We start from the raw sequence: 16,825 nt of genomic DNA, 5'->3' as shown, positions 1-16,825 counted from the left end.
TCTCGTATCTTTGTTCGAATGTCGGTGGGGTGTGGTGGGCTGTTCTCATGACGGAAGTACTCGATGCGACGGACTCCCAGACGGCGATGATCGCCGATCTGGTGGGCTCGCTGCGGGCGGTCGAGGAGACGATCGCTCGGTTGTTCGCGGTGCGTGACGGGATGCTCGCGGTGGCTTCGCGGGTCGCGATCGATATCGCGCGACGGGCGGCGCATCCGGATCACGGCGATATCGCCTTGCGGGCGGTGGCGGCGGAGATCGGGGCGGCGGTGCGGGTGAGCGACCGCACGATCGAACGGCGGATGGACGAGGCGTCGTGGACGGTCGAGCGATTCGTCGAGGTGTGGGCGGCGCAGGGCGCGGGGCGGATCAGTGCCGCCCACGCCCGGGTCATCGTCGACGCGGGCGCGCATCTCGACGACCCTGCCGACCGGGCGCGGTATGCGGCGCGCGCGGTGGAGGCGGCGGTGGTCGAGTCGCCGAACAGGTTGCGGCGGGTGGCGCGGCGGATCGCGGAGCAGTACCAGGCCCGCACGGTGACCGAACGTCACCGGGACGCCCGGGAACTGCGGCGGGTGTGGGTGAAGGACCTCGACGACGGGATGGCCGAACTCGGGATGCTCGGCCCCGCCGTGCTCGTCCACGGCATCCACGACCGGCTCACGCGGATGGCGCGCACGATCACCCGCCAAGGCGCACAGGCGGCGAAAGCATCGAAGGCCATGAACGGCGACCGTGGACCGGCGATCGAGTCGCCCGCGGATGCTCCCACCCCGCGCACGACCGACCAGCTGCGCGCCGACCTGCTCGCCGACATCGCACTCACCGGCGCTCCGGCCGGGCACGACACCGAGACCGGACTGCTCGGTGAGATCCGTGCACGAGTGGAAGTCACCGTGCCCGTCCTCACACTCATGGACGACGACACCGGCGGCCACAACGGCGGCAGCCGCACCGGGGCACCCCCGGCAGAGCTCGACGGCCGCTCCCCCATCGACACCGACACGGCACGACACCTCGCAGGCCAGGCGACGGGCTGGGAACGGGTGCTCACGCACCCGATCACCGGCGCGCTCCTCGCCATCGACCGCTACCGCCCCACCGACCAACTCACCCGACATCTCCGCGCCCGCGATCAACGCTGCCGCTTCCCCGGCTGCAACATCGCCGCACGACGATGCGACATCGACCACACCCACGCCGCCTCGAGCGGCGGCGAGACCTGCGCCGACAACCTCGCCCACCTCTGCCGACGACACCACATGCTCAAACACCACTCGCGGTGGCGTGTCCACCACCGACAACCCGGCGACCTCGCGTGGACCAGCCCGACCGGAACGACCTACATCGACCACCCACCCGAGCAGAACACCGTCAGGTTCACCGACAGCGTCTGAGCGCGTGAACGCACCAGCACCTGAGTGCGTAAACGCACCCGTATCCGAGTGCGTGAGCGCACCGGCGATATCCGCGGGCCCGTGCGAGGCGAACGAGAGGAGAGAGAAGCGCAAGGTCACCGCAAGAAACATAGGCACGGCGGCTGCACAGGTGCATGATGTAGTTTCCTGCGAGAGCGTATGGGGCGCTCGCGCAAGGCAGCAGAACCGCACGACAGCAAGACAGCAGACAGCAGGACAGCACGACAGCAGGCGCACCGCGCGAACGGGAGGCGCGACGCCTGCGGTCGTGCAACGACGAACTTACTGGGGGTAAGTCGATGAGCAGCATCGAAACCACACACATCGGCGAAGGCAAACAGCTCCTCGCAGACGAGGTGTTCCACCACATCGGCCAGCAGATCATCGACGGGGTGATGGAGCCGGGCTACCGGATTCGCGACGTCACCGTCGCCGACGAGCTCCACGTCTCACGCACGCCCGTACGCGAAGCCCTGCAGCGCCTCGAGCGCCTGGGACTGGTCACGATGTACCCGAGCAGATACACCGAAGTCACGCTCGTCACACCCGAGATCGTGCTCGGCACCCTCGAGTTCGCGGGCTACCAGGCGGGCGTCTCCGCACGTATGGGCGTGCCCAAGTTGACCGACGTGGAGCGCGCCTACCTGGCGGGGCTCGTCGAGCAGCTGCACACGACGCTCGACGATGCCGCGAAGACGTCCGAGAGCCGGTGGGCGGTCTTCTCGTACCTCACCCATCGCGCGGGCAACCCGCAGCACAGCGCCCTCGTCAACGACTCGAGCATCGCCCTGTTCCGCAACCTCCGCACCTGGGTGGTGCCGGTCGAGGACCGCGCGCACATGACGCAGATCTACGCCGACTTCCGCGATGCGGTGGAACGCGGAGACGGCGACGGGGCCGAGCGTCTCGCCCGCGCCATGTACTACGTCTGACGCCTCCCGTCACCCAGCGGCTCGCCAGCCTCTCACCCAGCGGTCGAGCCGCCGGTATGCGTCCTCGCGTGCGTCGTGCGCCGAGAGGAACACGTCGTGCAGCGCTCCGTCGATCCGCTCGACGGTGACCGACGGCCCGAGCCGCAGCGAGGCGCGGGCGATGTCCTCGACCACGAGCACGGTGTCCGCCCGCGTGAGCTCATCGGACCAGCGCGTCGGCGACGCGAACCGTGCCGACAACAGCACGCACACCGGCGCCGTGATCGACAGACCCGCCGCGACCGTGCGATGCCCACTGAGGATCGCGTGCAACCACCCGGCGTGCACCGCCATGGTCTGCTGCGGGCGCCACCGGAGGTCGACCTCCATCGGATCGTCGGGATCGGCCACCGCCTCCTGCGCCCGACTGTAGAAGCCGAGATCGATCTGCGGCGCCGCATCGAGCGGGCGCAGTCGCGCCTGCAGCTCGACCATCGGTGCGATCGCCGCGCGGGCCGCCGCGAACTGGAACTCCAACCACGGGCTGTTGAGGATCACGGCATCCGCCATCCCCGGATGCCGTGACGCCCACAGGCTCAGCGTCAGCCCGCCCGTCGAATGCCCGAGCAGCACGAGGCGCCGATCGGATGCCGCGGCATCCGATCCCCGGCCCATCGCATCCAGCGCCGCAGCGATGTCCTCGTCGTAGGTCGCGAGATCGGTCACGTACCCCGGCGTCTGCCCGTCGCGCAGGCTGCGCCCGTACTTGCGCAGATCGAGCGCGAAGAACCGCGCACCGCGCGAGGTCCAGAACCGCGCGAGGCGCTTCTGGAAGAAGTAGTCCGACCAGCCGTGCACGTAGAGCACGTCGACGTCGTGGAGAAGCGGCATCCGCCCCGGCATCCGCCCCCGCAGACGCTCCCACCACCCGACGGATGCCGGGAGAGCGCGCACCAGCGTCGCCACGACCGGCCCCTGGTCGTCGTCTACGAGCGGCAGCGTCAGCTGCTCGAACTCGTCGCCGAGGACGTCGGGGACCCACTGCGCGGAGCCGGTGTCAGCCATGCGGCCAGGCTAGCCGAGGGCGACCCACACCCCGAGGGCGACTCACTCCCCGCGGGAGACGCGCACCATCTCGTCGCGCGGCACGACCTTGACGCGCGCCCGCTCGTGCGGCGCACCGAGGGCGATCTCGTGCTCGTCGAGGCGGTGCCAGCCGTCGAGGTCGGTCCACTTCACGTCGCGCTCCTGGAGCAGCGCCGGGATGGCCTCCTCCGAGGGGTCCTCCGGGTGCCACCACGACCCCTGGTCGTTGATGATGTGACGCACGGTCTCCATCGCGTCGGACTTGGTGTGACCGATGAGGCCGACCGGTCCGCGCTTGATCCACCCGGTCGCGTAGATGCCCGGGACCTGGTCGTTCGAGTCCTTCGCGAGCACCTGCCCCTCGCGGTTCGGGATCACGCCGTGCTTCTTGTCGAAGGGCACGCCGGGCAGCGGTGAGCCGAAGTAGCCGATCGCACGGTACAGCGACTGGATGGGCAGCTCGCGCATCTCGCCGGTGCCGATCGCGCCGCCCTGGCCGTCGGGCTGCGTGCGCTCGTAGACGAGCGCCGCGACGCGACCGCTGTCATCGGTGCGCACCTCGACCGGGCGGGCCCAGAAGTGCAGGTGCAGGCGACGGGATGCCGTGCCGCCGGCGTTGTTGACGGAGTCGAGCTTGCGCCACGACTGCAGGATGCGGTCGATGACCATGACCTGCTTGTTGCTCGCGACGGCATCCTTGGCGGCATCGTCGTAGTCGAAGTCCTCGTCGTAGACGACCATGTCGACGTCGCGCAGCTCGCCGAGCTCACGCAGCTCGAGCGGGGTGAACTTCACCTGCGCCGGACCGCGGCGTCCGAACACGTGCACGTCGGTGACCGCGCTGGCCTTCATGCCCTCGTAGACGTTCTCGGGCACCTCGGTGACGAGCAGGTCCTCGGCGTGCTTGGCGAGCATGCGCGACACGTCGAGGGCGACGTTGCCGTTACCGAGCACGGCGACGGATGCCGCATCCAGCGGCCACTCGCGCGGCACGTCGGGGTGCCCGTCGAACCAGCTGACGTAGTCGGCCGCACCGTAGGACGCGACCGCATCGATGCCGGGGATGTCGAGCGAGGTGTCGCGGATCGCGCCCGTCGCGAAGATCACGGCGTTGTAGTGCTTCTTGAGGTCGTCGAGGGTGATGTCCTCACCGAAGCGCACGTTGCCGAACAGGCGGATGTCACCGCGATCGAGCACATCGCGTAGCGCGTTGATGATGCCCTTGATGCGGGGGTGATCAGGAGCCACGCCGTAGCGGACCAGTCCGTAGGGAGCCGGCAACTGCTCGAACAGGTCGATCGAGACGTCGAACTTGCGCTCGGCCTTCAGCAACAGGTCGGCCGCGTAGATCCCGGCGGGTCCTGCGCCGACGATGGCCAGTCTGAGCTTGGTCATGGAGGTCCTTTCGTATGCCGTCGCGTGAGCCGCACAGCTGCGCCCGTTCGGACGCGGCTGCCGGTCAGCTGGAGCGTTCGGCGAGGGTCTCGGCGAAGCGCGTCAGCGCCTCGCGCACGGTGCCCCGGGGCAGCGGTGCGAGCGCGGCGATCGCGTCGCGCGTCCACGTCAGGGCGAGATCGAGGGTCTTCTGCGTGGCCGCGTGATCGCGCAGCTCGGCGAGCGGACCGTCGAGGATCGCGGGGTCCGCGCCGTCGGCGATGCGCACGACGCCCGCATCGATGCGAGCGGCGAGGTCGGCGGCATCCGCGTCGTCCTGCGCCTTCAGCAGCAGGTACGGCATGGTGGGCACTCCCGCACGCAGGTCGGTGCCGGGCACCTTGCCGGTGTCCTCGGGCTTGGCCGACAGGTCGATCACGTCATCGAGCAACTGGAAGGCGACGCCGATCTTCTCTCCGTAGACGCGCAGCGGCTCCTCGTACTCGCTGGGCGCGTTCGAGAAGATCACCCCGCCCTGCGTCGCGGCGGCGATCAGCGAACCGGTCTTGTCGGCGAGCACCTGGATGTAGAAGTCGATCGGGTCGTCGTCGGGCTGCGCTCCCAGCGTCTCGTGCATCTGCCCGAGCACGAGGCGCTCGAACGTGTCGGCCTGCAGGCGGATCGCCCGCTCTCCGAGACGCGACATGAGCTGGCTGGCCCGGGAGAAGAGGATGTCGCCGGTGAGGATGGCGATGTTGTTGCCCCACACGGCATGGGCGGCGGGAACCCCGCGGCGGCGGTCGGCTCCGTCCATGACGTCGTCGTGGTAGAGCGAGCCGAGGTGCGTGATCTCGAGCGCCTTGGCGACATCGATCACCTTGTCGGTGTTGCCGTCGCCGAGCTGGGCGGCGAGCAGCGTGAGCACGGGGCGGATGCGCTTGCCCCCGGCCTCGTACAGGTACCGGCTCGCGGCGTCGGCGAGGGGATCGGCGACGCGCACGTCCTCGGCCAATCCGGTCTCGACGAGCTCGAGCCCGTCTTCGATCGCGCGCGCGACGCGCCGCGCAGCAGGACCGATGAAGACACGGTCGCTGAAACCCAGACGGCTCGCCAGTCGCGATCCCGGGGCTACGGGGCTCGAAGTCACGTTGTCAGCCTACCGTCGTCTCAGAGGGGCTTTCGCGCCCGGTGCAGGGCGACGATCCCGAAGGTGAGGTTGCGGTACGCGACGTCGATCCATCCGGCCTCGCGGATCCACTCGGCCAGGCGCTTCTGGTCGGGCCAGGCCGCGATCGACTCGTTGAGGTAGTCGTAGGCCTCGCCGTTGGTGCCGGCGACGCGGGCGACCCGCGGCAGCACCTGCGCGTTGTAGAACCGATAGGCGCCGCGGAAGAGCGGTGCGGGCGGCGTGGAGAACTCGTTGATCACGAGGCGCCCGCCCGGCTTGGTCACGCGGAACAGCTCGCGCAGCGCCTGCTTCGGCTCGTTGACGTTGCGCAGCGCGTACGACATCGTGACGGCATCGAACTCGTCGTCGCCGAACGGGAGAGCCGTGGCATCCGCCTGCACGAACGAGAGGTTGCGCATCGCCCCGTGGCGGCGCTCACCCTCGGCGAGCATGCCCGGAGAGAAGTCGGCCGCGACCACCTGGGCGCCGCTGCGGGCGAGGGATGCCGACGACGACGCCGTTCCCGCCCCCAGGTCGAGGATGCGCTCCCCCGGCTTCGGCGCGACGGCGCGCGTCGTCGCTGCGCGCCATAGCACGTCGTTGCCGAAGGTCATGGCGGTGTTCGTGCGGTCGTAGCCGGCGGCGACCTGGTCGAACATGCCGCTGACGCGCGCGGGGTCCTTGCCGAGATCGGCGCGGTTGGGCTCGCTGCGGGGGTCGTTCGAGGTCACCCGATCAGTCTAGGCGTCGGGTCTGTGCATCGAATCCGAAAGACTCGAGCAGGTCGAGCCATCGATCCGCCGTCGCGTCGTCGAACGGTGCCACCTGCGCGCGCACCCGCTCCTCGAGATCGAGCGCCAGCGCTTCCAGCCGCTCCATGATCTCGACCGGGTACCCGTAACGCGCGCTGTGCTCCGCCCACTCGTCGCGGTCGTCGACCCAGGTGCCGCGCTCACCCTCGACGCGCACGACGTCCAAGTCCATGTCGATGCCCGTCGCGAGCAGCGGGTCGTCCGTCCAGCGCACGTCCCAGCCGAGGTCGACGTAGATGCGCATGCCCTTCGAATGCCGGCGGTTCACCGTCAGGGCGAACTCGCCCTGACGCGGGATCAGGGTCACGTTCGGACCACCGGCGAGGTAGTCCCGCCCCGGACGACTGCTGCGCCACCCGGCGGGCTGCCCCACCCAGTCGCCCCAGGCATCCGCCCCGAGGTACACGCTCTCGTGACGCCAGTGCGGCGAGCCGTCCCACTTGCGCCACTGCACGATCATCGGGGTTCCCACGACGGGACGGGCATCGCTCATGCGCTCAGCCTAGAACGCAGAGATTAGGCTGGAGCCGTGAGCAGCGCGCTGGTCGTGGAGACCCGAGAGATCGATCCGATCGAAGACCTCCTGGCCTCGGCCTCCCCCTCCCGCCCCCTCGCCTGGCTGCGCCGCGGCGACGGCATCGTGGCGGTCGGCGAGCCCCTGCGCGAGCTGCGCGCCTCAGCCGGGGCGACCGGGGCCGGGGCGACCGGGGCCGGGGCGACCGGACTGCGCAGCGCCGCCCTCGCCACCGCCTGGCGCCGCCTCGCCTCCACTGCCCGCATCGACGACCCGGTCGGCCTGCCCGGCACCGGACTCGTCGCCTTCGGTGCCCTCGCGTTCGACGAGCGCTCGGCGAACGACAGCGTGCTCGTCATCCCCTCTCAGGTGATCGGACGCCACGGCGACCGGTTCTGGCGCACGACCATCGGCTACGCCGACGAGAACGCGGATGCAGCCGCTCCGAGCACGGCCCCGAGTGCCGCCCCGAGCGCCGTCGCCGATCAGCCGTACGGCCCGCACTGGGCCGGTACCGTCGGCCCCGGCGCGCAGTCGCCCCAGGGCTATCAGGACTCGGTTCGCCAGGCGCTCGGCCGGATCGCCGCGGGTGAGCTGAGCAAGGTCGTGCTCGCGCGCGACCTCACCGGCAGCATCCCCGCAGGCTCCGACCTGCGCCGTCTCGTGCGCGCGCTGGCGACGGGCTACCCCGACACCTGGGCATTCGCCGTCGACGGCCTGATCGGCGCGAGCCCCGAGACCCTCGTCACGGTGCACGAGCGCACGGTCACCGCGCGCGTGCTCGCGGGCACCGCGGGTCGCGGAGCGGATGCCGACGCCGACACCGCCGCCTCGGCCGCCCTCGCCTCGAGCACCAAGGATCTCGACGAACATCAGTACGCGGTGCAGAGCGTGCTCGCCTCGCTGCGCCCGCACACTCGCGCGCTGGCAGCGAGCGAGCAGCCGTTCCTGCTGAAGCTGCCGAACCTCTTCCACCTCGCGACCGACGTCGAGGGCGAGCTCGCCGAGGGCGAATCGGCACTCGACCTGGTCGGGGCGCTGCATCCGACCGCCGCCGTGGCCGGCACCCCGACGACGATCGCGATCGGCGTGATCCGCGAGCTCGAGCCCTTCGACCGCGGTCGCTACGCCGGCCCGGTCGGATGGGTGGATGCCGCGGGCAACGGCGAGTGGGCGATCGCGCTGCGGTGCGCCCAGTTCACCGCGACCGCAGACGACATCGCCGTGACCGCCTATGCGGGCGCGGGCATCGTCGCCGGCTCCGACCCCGAATCCGAACTGCTCGAGACCCGGGTGAAGTTCCGCCCGTTGGTCGACGCGCTGGCCTGAGCCGGTTTCAGAGTCGCCCGCGGGGCTCAGCTCGCGGCGAGCCGCTTCTTCTCGACCTCGACGTCGAAGTCGGCGACCGGCCACTGCGGGTCGATGTCCTCCAGCGCCGCGAGCAGCAGCTCCTGCACCGCGAGGCGCGCGTACCACTTGCGGTTCGCGGGCACGACGTGCCAGGGCGCGACCTCCGTCGAGGTGCGATCGAAAACCGTCTGATACGCCCGCATGTACTCGGGCCAGACGAGCCGTTCGTCGACGTCGCCGGGGTTGTACTTCCAGTGCTTGTCGGGGCGCTCCAGGCGCTCCAGGAGCCGCGACTTCTGCTCCTCGGGCGAGATGTGCAGCATGACCTTGACGATCCGGATGCCGTTCGCCGCGGCATCCGCCTCGAACGTGTTGATCGCGTCGTAGCGCCGCTCGATCTCCTCCGGCGGCGCGAGGGCGCGGACACGGCCGATCAGCACGTCCTCGTAGTGCGAACGGTCGAAGACGCCGATGAACCCGGGCTCGGGGAGGCGCTTCTCGATGCGCCACAGGAAGTCGTGCGCTCGTTCTTCATCGGTCGGGGCCTTGAACGCCGCGAGCGAGACGCCCTGCGGATCGACGCCACCCACGACGTGCCGCACGATGCCGCCCTTGCCCGCTGAATCCATGGCCTGCAGCACGAGCAGCACGGCATCCGTCGCGGTGCCGGTGCGACTCTCGGCGAACAGGCGCTCCTGCAGGTCGTTCAGCGCGACCAGCCCCTCGGCGAGGTCGCGGGCGCCGTCGGCCTTGTGCCCGTGATAGCCGGGGGTGCTCTCGGCGTCGACGTCGTCGAGGCGGAAGCCGGCGCCGACGCGGAGGGACTCGGTCCACTGGTGAGCGTTCATCTGCTCATGATGCCGCAGTCGGCGTGCGAGCGGTGTCTCAGCGCGCGCAACCTCAGCGCGCGAGCGGCACCTCGATGAGCTGGCGTCCGCCGACCGAGCGGGTGAGCACCTGGTCGAGCGCGGTGCGGGTCGTCACGCGCTGGTACTCCCAGCCGTAAGCGAGGGCGAGGTGCTCGAGGCGCACCTGGTGCGGCGTGTAGAACGCGCGGTCGAGGTCGGCGGCCGGGGCGACCTGCGCCACCTCGAGCCCGTCGAAGATCGTGCCACCGCCGTCGTTGCCGACGATCACCTGCAGACGCGGCTCCGTCTCGTCGGGCGGCAGCAGCAACGCGCCCACATCGTGCAGCAGGGTGAGGTCGCCGAGCAGCACGCGGGTCACGCCCGCCGCTCCCCCGGCCTGACTCGCGACCGCGATGCCGGTCGCGGTCGCGATCGTGCCGTCGATGCCCGCGAGACCGCGGTTGGCGTGCACCGGCACCTTCTTGCCACCGAGCACCGCATCGGCCACGCGCACGAGACGCGACGACCCGAACACGAGCCGGTCGTGCGGCCACGTCGCCCGCCACACCGCGTCGACCAGCAGTTCGCGGTCGAGCGGCCGACGCACGGCTTCGAGCTCGGCCCTGACGGCGTCGCGACGGGTCGCGGAATCGGTGGAGGCCAGACCGTCGTGATCCGGAGCGCGCTCGCTGAGGTCGACGGCCTGCGCGGCCGAGGCCTCGAGCCAGGCGCCGAGCCAGGTCCGATCGGCGGCACGGTCGTCATCGTCCGACGGCGCGGCGACGACGGATGCCGCGGCCCGCGAGCGGTGGTTCAGGTCGAGCTCTTCGCCGCCGTGCCGCACCGCGATCACCTCGACGTCGGGTCGCGCGAGGAGCGCCGCGACCTCGCGGCTGAGTGTGGGATGCCCGAGCACGACCGCACGCTCGACGGCGCCGCCGAGATCCGCGCGGCGCAGCAGCGCGCGATAGCCGTGCACGAGATGACGGCCGAAGCGGGCGCCCGATACGATCTCGGCGATCAGCGGCCACGACCCGGCATGGGCGATCTCCTCGGCATCAGGCCCGGCATCCGCTCCCGCGATCACGACCGTGCGGAGCCCGCGCGCGAGCACGACGGGCTCGCGCGGTGCGGGCATCGGAGCCGTGCCGGACGTGATGGGGACGACGACCGGTTCGCCCGACAGCGGCTCGCGCGCGGGCAGGTTCAGGTGCACCGGGCCCGCGACCCCGGGAAGGCCGTGCGGGGCGTCCGCGCCGAGCGCGATCGCGACCGCGCGGACCGCGAGGCCCGACCAGTCATCCCCGGCCCCCGACTCACCGGGAACCGGAGCGTCGACGCTCTCCCGCACCCAGGATGCGAACATGCCGGGCTGGGTCGTCGCCTGGTTGGCGCCGATTCCGCGCAGCTCGGGCGGACGATCGGCGGTCAGCAGCAGCAGTGGGACGCCCGCGTGGAACGCCTCCATCGCGGCCGGCAGCAGATTGGCGGCCGCCGTGCCCGAGGTGCACAGCACCGCCGCCGGTACGCCGGTCTCGCGGGCGAGCCCCAGAGCTGTGAAGCCGGCCACCCGCTCGTCGATCCGCACATGCACGCGCAGGTCGCCGGCGTCGGCCAGACGCACTGCGGCGAGCGCGAGCGCCTGCGAGCGCGAACCGGGTGAGAGCACGAGGTCGCGCACGCCGTGGGCGATCAGATCGGCGAGGAGGGATGCCGCGGCATCCGTCGCCGGCGACGAGGCCGGACGAGGAAGGGTCACGGGCGGGGCTCGGGCGTCGGCCCGGGAGTGGAGCCGCTGTCGTTGTCGCCGTCGATCTGCGCCTCGTTCGCGGCATCCGTCTCGGCATCGAGGCGTGCGAGTTCTTCTTCGAGACGGGCGATGCGGGCGTCCTGCTCGGTCTTGCTGATGCCGCGCAGGAACATCGGGTCGTCGTCGGGGGCGATCACGCGAGCGGGACCGGGGTCGTTCTTGCGGCGCCGACCGATCACGAACCAGAGGATCCCGCCGATGACGGGGAGGAGCACGACGATCAGGATCCAGATGCCCTTGCGCACGCCACGGTGCCGCGTCGCCGGCTGCACTGCGCAGTCGACGATGCTGAACACCCAGAACACGGCGGCCAGGAAGCCGCCGATGATCAGTAGTCTCGCCACCCCTCCAGTGTAAGCGGTCGGCGGACTCGCGGCCCGGCGGGTGCAGAGGACCGCTTGTTAGACTTCGCGCACCATGACGTCGACCCGGTCGCTGACCACCCTCTTCACCGCGCTGGGCCTCGCCCTGCTGCTGGTCGTGGGCGCCTGGTCGACCTCGCACGGCGAGGCCGATGTGCACGCGTCGCTCTGCCTGGCGTCCGGGGCTTCCGCGTCGGATGCCGGAGCCGGAGCGTCGCACCACGACGACGTCGCGCCGCTCGATGCCTCCTCCTCGCACGGCTCCTCACCCGCTGCCCTGACGGGCTTCGTCGTGCTCTGGTTCCTCGCGCTCGTCGTGCTGCTCGTGCGCACGCTGCGGCGCGGCCCCGGCATCCTGCTCCCGCGTGCGACCCTCGCCGTCGCCGCCCCGCGCGCCGGACCCCACCCGCCGCGCACCGCCCTCACCCTCACCGAGCTCTCGATCTCCCGCACCTGAGCGACGACGCGTCGACCCGGCCGCTGCCTGCGGCATCCTCGTCCGTCATCCGTCCCTCTTCCTGTGTCTGGAGACACCCATGTTCGCCACCCCCTCCCGCAACGCCCCGAAGCCCCGCCTGACCACGCCCGTCAAGGCGACGCTGATCGCCCTCGCCCTTGCCGTCGTGCTCGCGATCGCCGGCATCGTCTACGCCATCACCCAGCAGGCGCCCGCGCCCGACGTCGCCGACGACGGCACCCTGCAGACCACCCGGGCCGATTCGCACGTGCTCGACGACGGCGGGGCGGATGCCGTGACCGTCGTCGAGTTCCTCGACTTCGAGTGCGAGGCGTGCGGCGCCTTCTACCCGATCGTCGAAGACGTGCGCGCACAGTTCGACGGCGAGATCACCTACGTCGTGCGGTACTTCCCGCTGCCGGGACACATCAACTCGACGCAGGCGGCCCTCGCGGCCGAGGCGGCGGCGCAGCAGGATCGTTTCGAGGACATGTACCACCGGCTGTTCGAGACGCAGCAGGAGTGGAGTCACGCGACGGGCGAGACGCCCGCAGTGTTCCGCACGATGGCCGAGTCGATCGGACTCGACATGGCGGCCTACGACGCCGCGATCGCCGACCCCGCGACGCTCGCCCGGATCCAGGCCGACAAGACCGACGGCGAGTCGCTCGGCATCACCAGCACCCCGTCGTTCTTCGTCGACGGCCGGTACGTGCAGCTGCAGGAGTGGGACGACCTCGAGGAGGCCGTCGCCCGGGCCGTTCGGGGCTGAGTGCCGGGCGGCGCGCCGTGCGGGCGAAGGACCGTGCGGTGCGCCGGCGGCTCAGAACACGGCGATCCGCCGGCTCGCGATCGCCAGATATCGGCTCACCGGGTTCGTGACCGTCTGCTGCAGGTCGCGGATCGCGATCGCCTCGGCGACGCGGTCGGTGATGACGCCGTCGACGCCGCGACCGGCGTACTCCTCCAGGAGGGCGGGGTCGTCGACCGTCCAGACGAAGAGCCGCTTGCCCTCGTCGCGCAGGCGCACGAGCATCTCGTCGGAGTACGACCAGTCCTCGACCGCGACGGCGTCGGCGGGCGTGCGCGGGGCGTCGCCGATCTGAAAGCCGGTGACGAGCACGACCGTGCGCTCGGGGTCGGCGGCGACGATCCGGTCGACGAGCGCCGGATCGAGCGACTGGACCAGGTGCCGTCGCTCGGGATCGAGACGCTCCAGGGCGTCGACGACGCGGTCGGCGAATCCCGGGGCCTCGTGCCCATGGGGCTTCACCTCCACGAGCACGCGGACACCGAGGTCGTCGGCCTCGCGCAGGTATTCCTCGAGCGTCGGGATGCGGTCCTCGAGGTCGCCCTGCCGCACGACCGTCGCCGCGAGTTCGTCGGCATCGAGGTCGTACACGTCGCGGGGGTCGCCGGCCAATCGCTGCAGGTCGGTGTCGTGGATGACGACGAACCGCTGGTCGGCCGTCTCCTGGATGTCCATCTCGACCACGTCGGCTCCGGCATCCGACGCCGCGCGCAACGAGGACAGCGTGTTCTCGACGCCGAGCGCGGTGTACCCGCGGTGGGCGATCACCAGCGGCGGATCGGCGGGCACCGCCGCGAGCGTCGCGAACACCGTCGGCGGCACGGCGAGCACCGCGAACACGACGAGCACCGCACCGGCGAGCACCCGAGACAGACGGTCGCGGACCCGCGCACCGACCGCCGCGGTCTCGGATGACGGATCCGGTCCACCGCGCTCGGATGCCGCGTTCCCGCGATCCAGTGCGACGAAGAAGAACGCCAGGAACGCCGCGACGAATCCGGTCACGACGAAGCGCACGAGGTCGAGAACGGCGAGCATCGCCCCGGCCGCCGAGGCCCCGGGTCCCTCGCCCGCCGTCGAGGCCAGGGCGACCGGGATCGTGCCCAGCAGCGCCGCCGCGAGGAAGACCGCGGCCGCCGCCGCGCCGACGACGAGCAGCAACAGGGCAACGAAGACCTGCGTGCGGCGCGTGAGTGCCAGACTGCGCCGCATCGCCGCCCACACGGTGGTCTGCTCTCCGGCCAGGGCCGGGACCGTCGCCGCCAGTCGCAGCGCGAGGTAGACGATCCCGGCGACCACCAGCACGTAGGCGACGGTGCCGACGGGTGTCTTCGTGAGCTCTCCGCTGATGAACTGCGGGATCGCGATGTGCGAGGTCACCGTCGAGCCGACGCCGACGTGCGAGAGCGGCAGGATCAGGAGCGCATAACCCGCGAACAGCGCGACCTGCGGACCCAGCACCCGGCGCGTCATCCGCCCGAGTCCGCGCAGCAGCGCCGGCGCCGTCGGCGCGTCACCCCGCAGGCAGAGATCGGCGACGACCGAGAAGACGCTCACCTCGACGAGGGCGAACAACGTCGCCACGAGCGCGAGCACGAGCAGCGCCAGCACGGCGAGCGGGCTGGTGAGGAGGGCGGGGAGGCCGGCCAGGCTCAGTCCGTCGACGCCGCTCGCGTCGAGCGCGACCTGGAACAGGCGGAGCAGCAGCGGCAGCACTGCCCAGACGTAGAGCCCCTGCACGGCGATGGCGACCACGACGACCAGCAGTACTCGGCGACGCACCAGCCGCACGGCCGTCGCCGCCGCGGAACGAACCAGTGACCACGCCCGGAGCCCCGGAGGCGTGGCGGCGTTCGTCGGCATGATCCGAGCGTAGCGACGGGAGCGCGCGGCGGGGTTCGCTACGCTCGCCACCATGGACATCTCCTCCGCTCTCACGGTCACTCACAACGCCCGCGGACTCGCGGGGATCGCCACCGCCGACGGCGCGACGATCGCCCCCGGCATCCTGTTCCGATCGGATGCGCTGGCGAGCCTGACCGACGAGGGCCTGCAGGCGCTGGCCGACCTGGGCATCGGCACCGTGATCGACCTGCGCACCGACGCCGAGCGCACCCGCGCCGCCGACCGTCTGCCCGGCGACGGCAGCGTGACGCTCGTGCCGCTGTCGGTGCAGGGCGGAGCGATGGACGAGATGGTGCAGAAGCTGCTGCCCGCGAGCGGGCAGCACGCGCTGACGGACGAGCAGATGGCGGCGGTGCTCGATCAGGTGCCGACGCTGGAGGACCTGTACGTCGCGATCCTCGCGGCGAGCGCCCCGCAGTTCGCGACCGTGGCGCGCGCGGTGCTCGACGCCGCGGGCACCGCGCGGCCGGGCGTGCTGTTCCACTGCACGGCGGGCAAGGACCGCACCGGCCTGGCCGCGGCGATCCTGCTGTCGGTCGCCGGGGTGCCGCGCGAGGCGATCGTCGAGGACTACACGCAGACCGGCACGAACCTCGCGCGCGGCTTCGCCGCCTCGCTCACGCAGCTCATCACCGCGATCGGGGTGCCGCTGACGCCGCGCCTGCGCACGCTCGCGACCGAGTCGCCGGCTCCCGCGATCGAGGCCGCGCTGGACTGGATCACCACCGAGCACGGCGACGCGATCGGGTACCTGCGCAGCGGTGGGATGACCGACGACGAGATCGCGGGGCTGCGTCGGGTGCTCCGGGGCGAGTAGCGCTCACTCGGAGCGGGCGGGAACCGTGCGTCTCAGCCCAGGTCGAGCCGGAGGATGCGGTCGTCGCCGTCGCGGGGGTCGCCGCGCCCGTCGGTGTTGTTCGTGAGCACCCAGACCGACCCGTCGGGGGCGGCGACCGCATCGCGCAGGCGTCCGTACTCGCCGCCGTGCAGCTCGAATGCGGTGTCGGTGTCGGCGAGCGGAACGATCCGCAGGCGCTCGCCCCGCAGGTTGGCGATCACGATCTGGCCCCCCGCCACCGCGATGCCGCTCGGGCTCGCGGTCGACGGCGACCACTGCTGCACGGGATCGACGAAGCCCTCGCGGTCGGCGATGCCCTCGACCGTCGGCCAGCCGTAGTTCTCGCCCGCGACGATCACGTTGAGTTCGTCCCAGGTGTCCTGCCCGAACTCGCTCGCGTACATCGTGCCGTCCGCCGCCCAGGCGATGCCCTGCGGATTCCGGTGGCCGAGCGTGTAGACCGCCGAGCCGGGGGTCGGATTGTCGTCGGGAACGCCGCCTTCGGGGGTCAGGCGGAGAATCTTTCCCGAAAGCGCGTCGGGATCCTGCGCGCTCTCGCGATCGCCGGCGTCGCCCGTCGTGGCGTACAGCATCCCGTCGGGGCCGAAGGCGATACGGCCGCCGTTGTGATTGCCGGCGGCCGGGATGCCGTCGACTACCGTCTCGGGGTCTCCGAGCGCGAGCGATCCCGGGTCCCCCCGGAGATCGCGGCGCTCGATGCGGTTCTCGGTCGCTCCGCCGTCGCCGGCGTCGGCTGTGAAGTACGTGTAGAGCTGATCGTCGTGCACGGCGATGCCGAGGAGCCCGCCCTCCCCGCCCGCGCGCGCCCCGTCGATGCGCCCCACCTCGCGGGTGCCGCCCGTGACGGTGACCTCGACGATCCGCGCGCTGTCGCGCTCGCTCACGAGCGCCGTCTCGCCGTGGAAGGCGATGGACCAGGGGGCGTCGAGCCCCGTGGCGACGACGGTGGTGAGGATCGTCGCTGCGTCGGACTCGGCGGATTCGGGTGTCGGGACGGGCGTCGGGGTCGGGGAAACGCATCCGGCAAACGCGAGGGAAGCCGCGACCGTGAGTGCGGCGGTGGCGGTCCTGCGCGAGAGGGACATGCCTCCCATCCAACCCTCTCGCGCCGAAAGGAGGAAGACCCGCAGGGGTGCCGCT

16 protein-coding genes are annotated in these 16,825 nt (G+C 71.4%); 6 read left to right on the top strand and 10 right to left on the bottom strand.

The genetic code is table 11. From position 1 onward, the window contains the following. Window positions 1–47: 47 nt before the first annotated feature. Window positions 48–1,397, top strand: a complete 1,350-nt coding sequence (locus ACIQTT_RS14265) for a DUF222 domain-containing protein (protein WP_402791439.1) — start codon at window positions 48–50, stop codon at window positions 1,395–1,397. Window positions 1,398–1,717: 320 nt separating this feature from the next. Beyond that, on the top strand, window positions 1,718–2,350 hold the full coding sequence (locus tag ACIQTT_RS14260; protein WP_402791436.1) for a GntR family transcriptional regulator: 633 nt from the start codon (window positions 1,718–1,720) through the stop codon (window positions 2,348–2,350). A gap of 9 nt (window positions 2,351–2,359) precedes the next feature. On the opposite strand, the gene ACIQTT_RS14255 is transcribed toward ACIQTT_RS14260, so the two are convergent. The 5 genes from ACIQTT_RS14255 to ACIQTT_RS14235 form a co-directional block, all read right to left on the bottom strand. Next, window positions 2,360–3,394, bottom strand: coding sequence for an alpha/beta hydrolase (locus ACIQTT_RS14255; protein ID WP_402791433.1), 1,035 nt, complete (start codon window positions 3,392–3,394; stop codon window positions 2,360–2,362). A gap of 42 nt (window positions 3,395–3,436) precedes the next feature. Then, entirely contained in the window at window positions 3,437–4,810 is a 1,374-nt protein-coding gene (locus ACIQTT_RS14250; RefSeq protein ID WP_402791430.1) for an FAD-dependent oxidoreductase, read from the bottom strand. Between the two features lie 64 nt (window positions 4,811–4,874). Beyond that, window positions 4,875–5,936: a polyprenyl synthetase family protein gene (locus ACIQTT_RS14245; protein ID WP_402791428.1), complete on the bottom strand. Its 1,062-nt coding sequence runs from the start codon at window positions 5,934–5,936 to the stop codon at window positions 4,875–4,877. A 20-nt stretch (window positions 5,937–5,956) separates the two neighbouring features. After that, window positions 5,957–6,688 (bottom strand): class I SAM-dependent methyltransferase, encoded by a 732-nt coding sequence (locus tag ACIQTT_RS14240; RefSeq protein ID WP_402791425.1) that lies wholly within the window; start codon window positions 6,686–6,688, stop codon window positions 5,957–5,959. A gap of 4 nt (window positions 6,689–6,692) precedes the next feature. Continuing rightward, the gene (locus tag ACIQTT_RS14235) at window positions 6,693–7,262 is read right to left on the bottom strand and encodes a hypothetical protein (RefSeq protein ID WP_402791422.1); all 570 of its coding nucleotides are present in this window, start codon (window positions 7,260–7,262) and stop codon (window positions 6,693–6,695) included. Between the two features lie 36 nt (window positions 7,263–7,298). Between ACIQTT_RS14235 and ACIQTT_RS14230 the strand changes: the two genes are divergently transcribed. Further along, a complete protein-coding gene (locus tag ACIQTT_RS14230; RefSeq protein ID WP_402791420.1) occupies window positions 7,299–8,612 on the top strand; it encodes an isochorismate synthase MenF in 1,314 nt (437 codons plus the stop codon). Window positions 8,613–8,638: 26 nt separating this feature from the next. Here ACIQTT_RS14230 and ACIQTT_RS14225 read toward each other — a convergent pair whose 3' ends face one another. From ACIQTT_RS14225 to ACIQTT_RS14215, 3 genes are read right to left on the bottom strand one after another with little or no spacing between them, the layout of a single operon-like run. Further along, window positions 8,639–9,481, bottom strand: coding sequence for a PPK2 family polyphosphate kinase (locus tag ACIQTT_RS14225; protein ID WP_402791418.1), 843 nt, complete (start codon window positions 9,479–9,481; stop codon window positions 8,639–8,641). A 52-nt stretch (window positions 9,482–9,533) separates the two neighbouring features. Further along, window positions 9,534–11,240, bottom strand: a complete 1,707-nt coding sequence (gene menD, locus ACIQTT_RS14220) for a 2-succinyl-5-enolpyruvyl-6-hydroxy-3-cyclohexene-1-carboxylic-acid synthase (protein ID WP_402791415.1) — start codon at window positions 11,238–11,240, stop codon at window positions 9,534–9,536. After that, the gene (locus ACIQTT_RS14215; RefSeq protein ID WP_402791412.1) at window positions 11,237–11,635 is read right to left on the bottom strand and encodes a PLD nuclease N-terminal domain-containing protein; all 399 of its coding nucleotides are present in this window, start codon (window positions 11,633–11,635) and stop codon (window positions 11,237–11,239) included. Before ACIQTT_RS14215 ends, menD begins: the two co-directional genes overlap by 4 nt. A gap of 73 nt (window positions 11,636–11,708) precedes the next feature. Here ACIQTT_RS14215 and ACIQTT_RS14210 point away from each other — a divergent pair, with 73 nt between their 5' ends. Together ACIQTT_RS14210 and ACIQTT_RS14205 are read left to right on the top strand one after the other, a co-directional pair. After that, window positions 11,709–12,110 carry a hypothetical protein gene (locus ACIQTT_RS14210; RefSeq protein ID WP_402791409.1) on the top strand — a complete coding sequence of 134 codons (402 nt, stop codon included), beginning with the start codon at window positions 11,709–11,711 and terminating at the stop codon, window positions 12,108–12,110. 79 nt (window positions 12,111–12,189) lie between these two features. Continuing rightward, window positions 12,190–12,882 carry a DsbA family protein gene (locus ACIQTT_RS14205; RefSeq protein WP_402791406.1) on the top strand — a complete coding sequence of 231 codons (693 nt, stop codon included), beginning with the start codon at window positions 12,190–12,192 and terminating at the stop codon, window positions 12,880–12,882. A gap of 51 nt (window positions 12,883–12,933) precedes the next feature. Here the strand turns inward: ACIQTT_RS14205 and ACIQTT_RS14200 are convergent, their stop codons facing one another. Next, window positions 12,934–14,838: a glycerophosphoryl diester phosphodiesterase membrane domain-containing protein gene (locus ACIQTT_RS14200; protein ID WP_402791403.1), complete on the bottom strand. Its 1,905-nt coding sequence runs from the start codon at window positions 14,836–14,838 to the stop codon at window positions 12,934–12,936. Here ACIQTT_RS14200 and ACIQTT_RS14195 point away from each other — a divergent pair. Next, window positions 14,837–15,643 (top strand): tyrosine-protein phosphatase, encoded by an 807-nt coding sequence (locus ACIQTT_RS14195; protein ID WP_402791400.1) that lies wholly within the window; start codon window positions 14,837–14,839, stop codon window positions 15,641–15,643. The two genes, ACIQTT_RS14200 and ACIQTT_RS14195, sit on opposite strands and share 2 nt — an antisense overlap. A 32-nt stretch (window positions 15,644–15,675) precedes the next feature. Here the strand turns inward: ACIQTT_RS14195 and ACIQTT_RS14190 are convergent, their stop codons facing one another. Next, window positions 15,676–16,770, bottom strand: a complete 1,095-nt coding sequence (locus tag ACIQTT_RS14190; protein ID WP_402791398.1) for a PQQ-dependent sugar dehydrogenase — start codon at window positions 16,768–16,770, stop codon at window positions 15,676–15,678. Window positions 16,771–16,825 lie beyond the last annotated feature (55 nt).

Source organism: Microbacterium sp. NPDC090225, from assembly GCF_044772365.1.
In the GTDB taxonomy this organism is placed as follows: domain Bacteria; phylum Actinomycetota; class Actinomycetes; order Actinomycetales; family Microbacteriaceae; genus Microbacterium.
This window is presented reverse-complemented; position numbering and strand designations above follow the sequence as displayed.

Coding starts and splice junctions, on each gene's coding strand:
- ACIQTT_RS14265 (WP_402791439.1), top strand. CDS start 48: ATGACGGAAGTACTCGATGCGACGGACTCCCAGACGGCGATGATCGCC.
- ACIQTT_RS14260 (WP_402791436.1), top strand. CDS start 1,718: ATGAGCAGCATCGAAACCACACACATCGGCGAAGGCAAACAGCTCCTC.
- ACIQTT_RS14255 (WP_402791433.1), bottom strand. CDS start 3,394: ATGGCTGACACCGGCTCCGCGCAGTGGGTCCCCGACGTCCTCGGCGAC.
- ACIQTT_RS14250 (WP_402791430.1), bottom strand. CDS start 4,810: ATGACCAAGCTCAGACTGGCCATCGTCGGCGCAGGACCCGCCGGGATC.
- ACIQTT_RS14235 (WP_402791422.1), bottom strand. CDS start 7,262: ATGAGCGATGCCCGTCCCGTCGTGGGAACCCCGATGATCGTGCAGTGG.
- ACIQTT_RS14225 (WP_402791418.1), bottom strand. CDS start 9,481: ATGAACGCTCACCAGTGGACCGAGTCCCTCCGCGTCGGCGCCGGCTTC.
- ACIQTT_RS14210 (WP_402791409.1), top strand. CDS start 11,709: ATGACGTCGACCCGGTCGCTGACCACCCTCTTCACCGCGCTGGGCCTC.
- ACIQTT_RS14205 (WP_402791406.1), top strand. CDS start 12,190: ATGTTCGCCACCCCCTCCCGCAACGCCCCGAAGCCCCGCCTGACCACG.
- ACIQTT_RS14195 (WP_402791400.1), top strand. CDS start 14,837: ATGGACATCTCCTCCGCTCTCACGGTCACTCACAACGCCCGCGGACTC.
- ACIQTT_RS14200 (WP_402791403.1), bottom strand. CDS start 14,838: ATGGTGGCGAGCGTAGCGAACCCCGCCGCGCGCTCCCGTCGCTACGCT.
- ACIQTT_RS14190 (WP_402791398.1), bottom strand. CDS start 16,770: ATGTCCCTCTCGCGCAGGACCGCCACCGCCGCACTCACGGTCGCGGCT.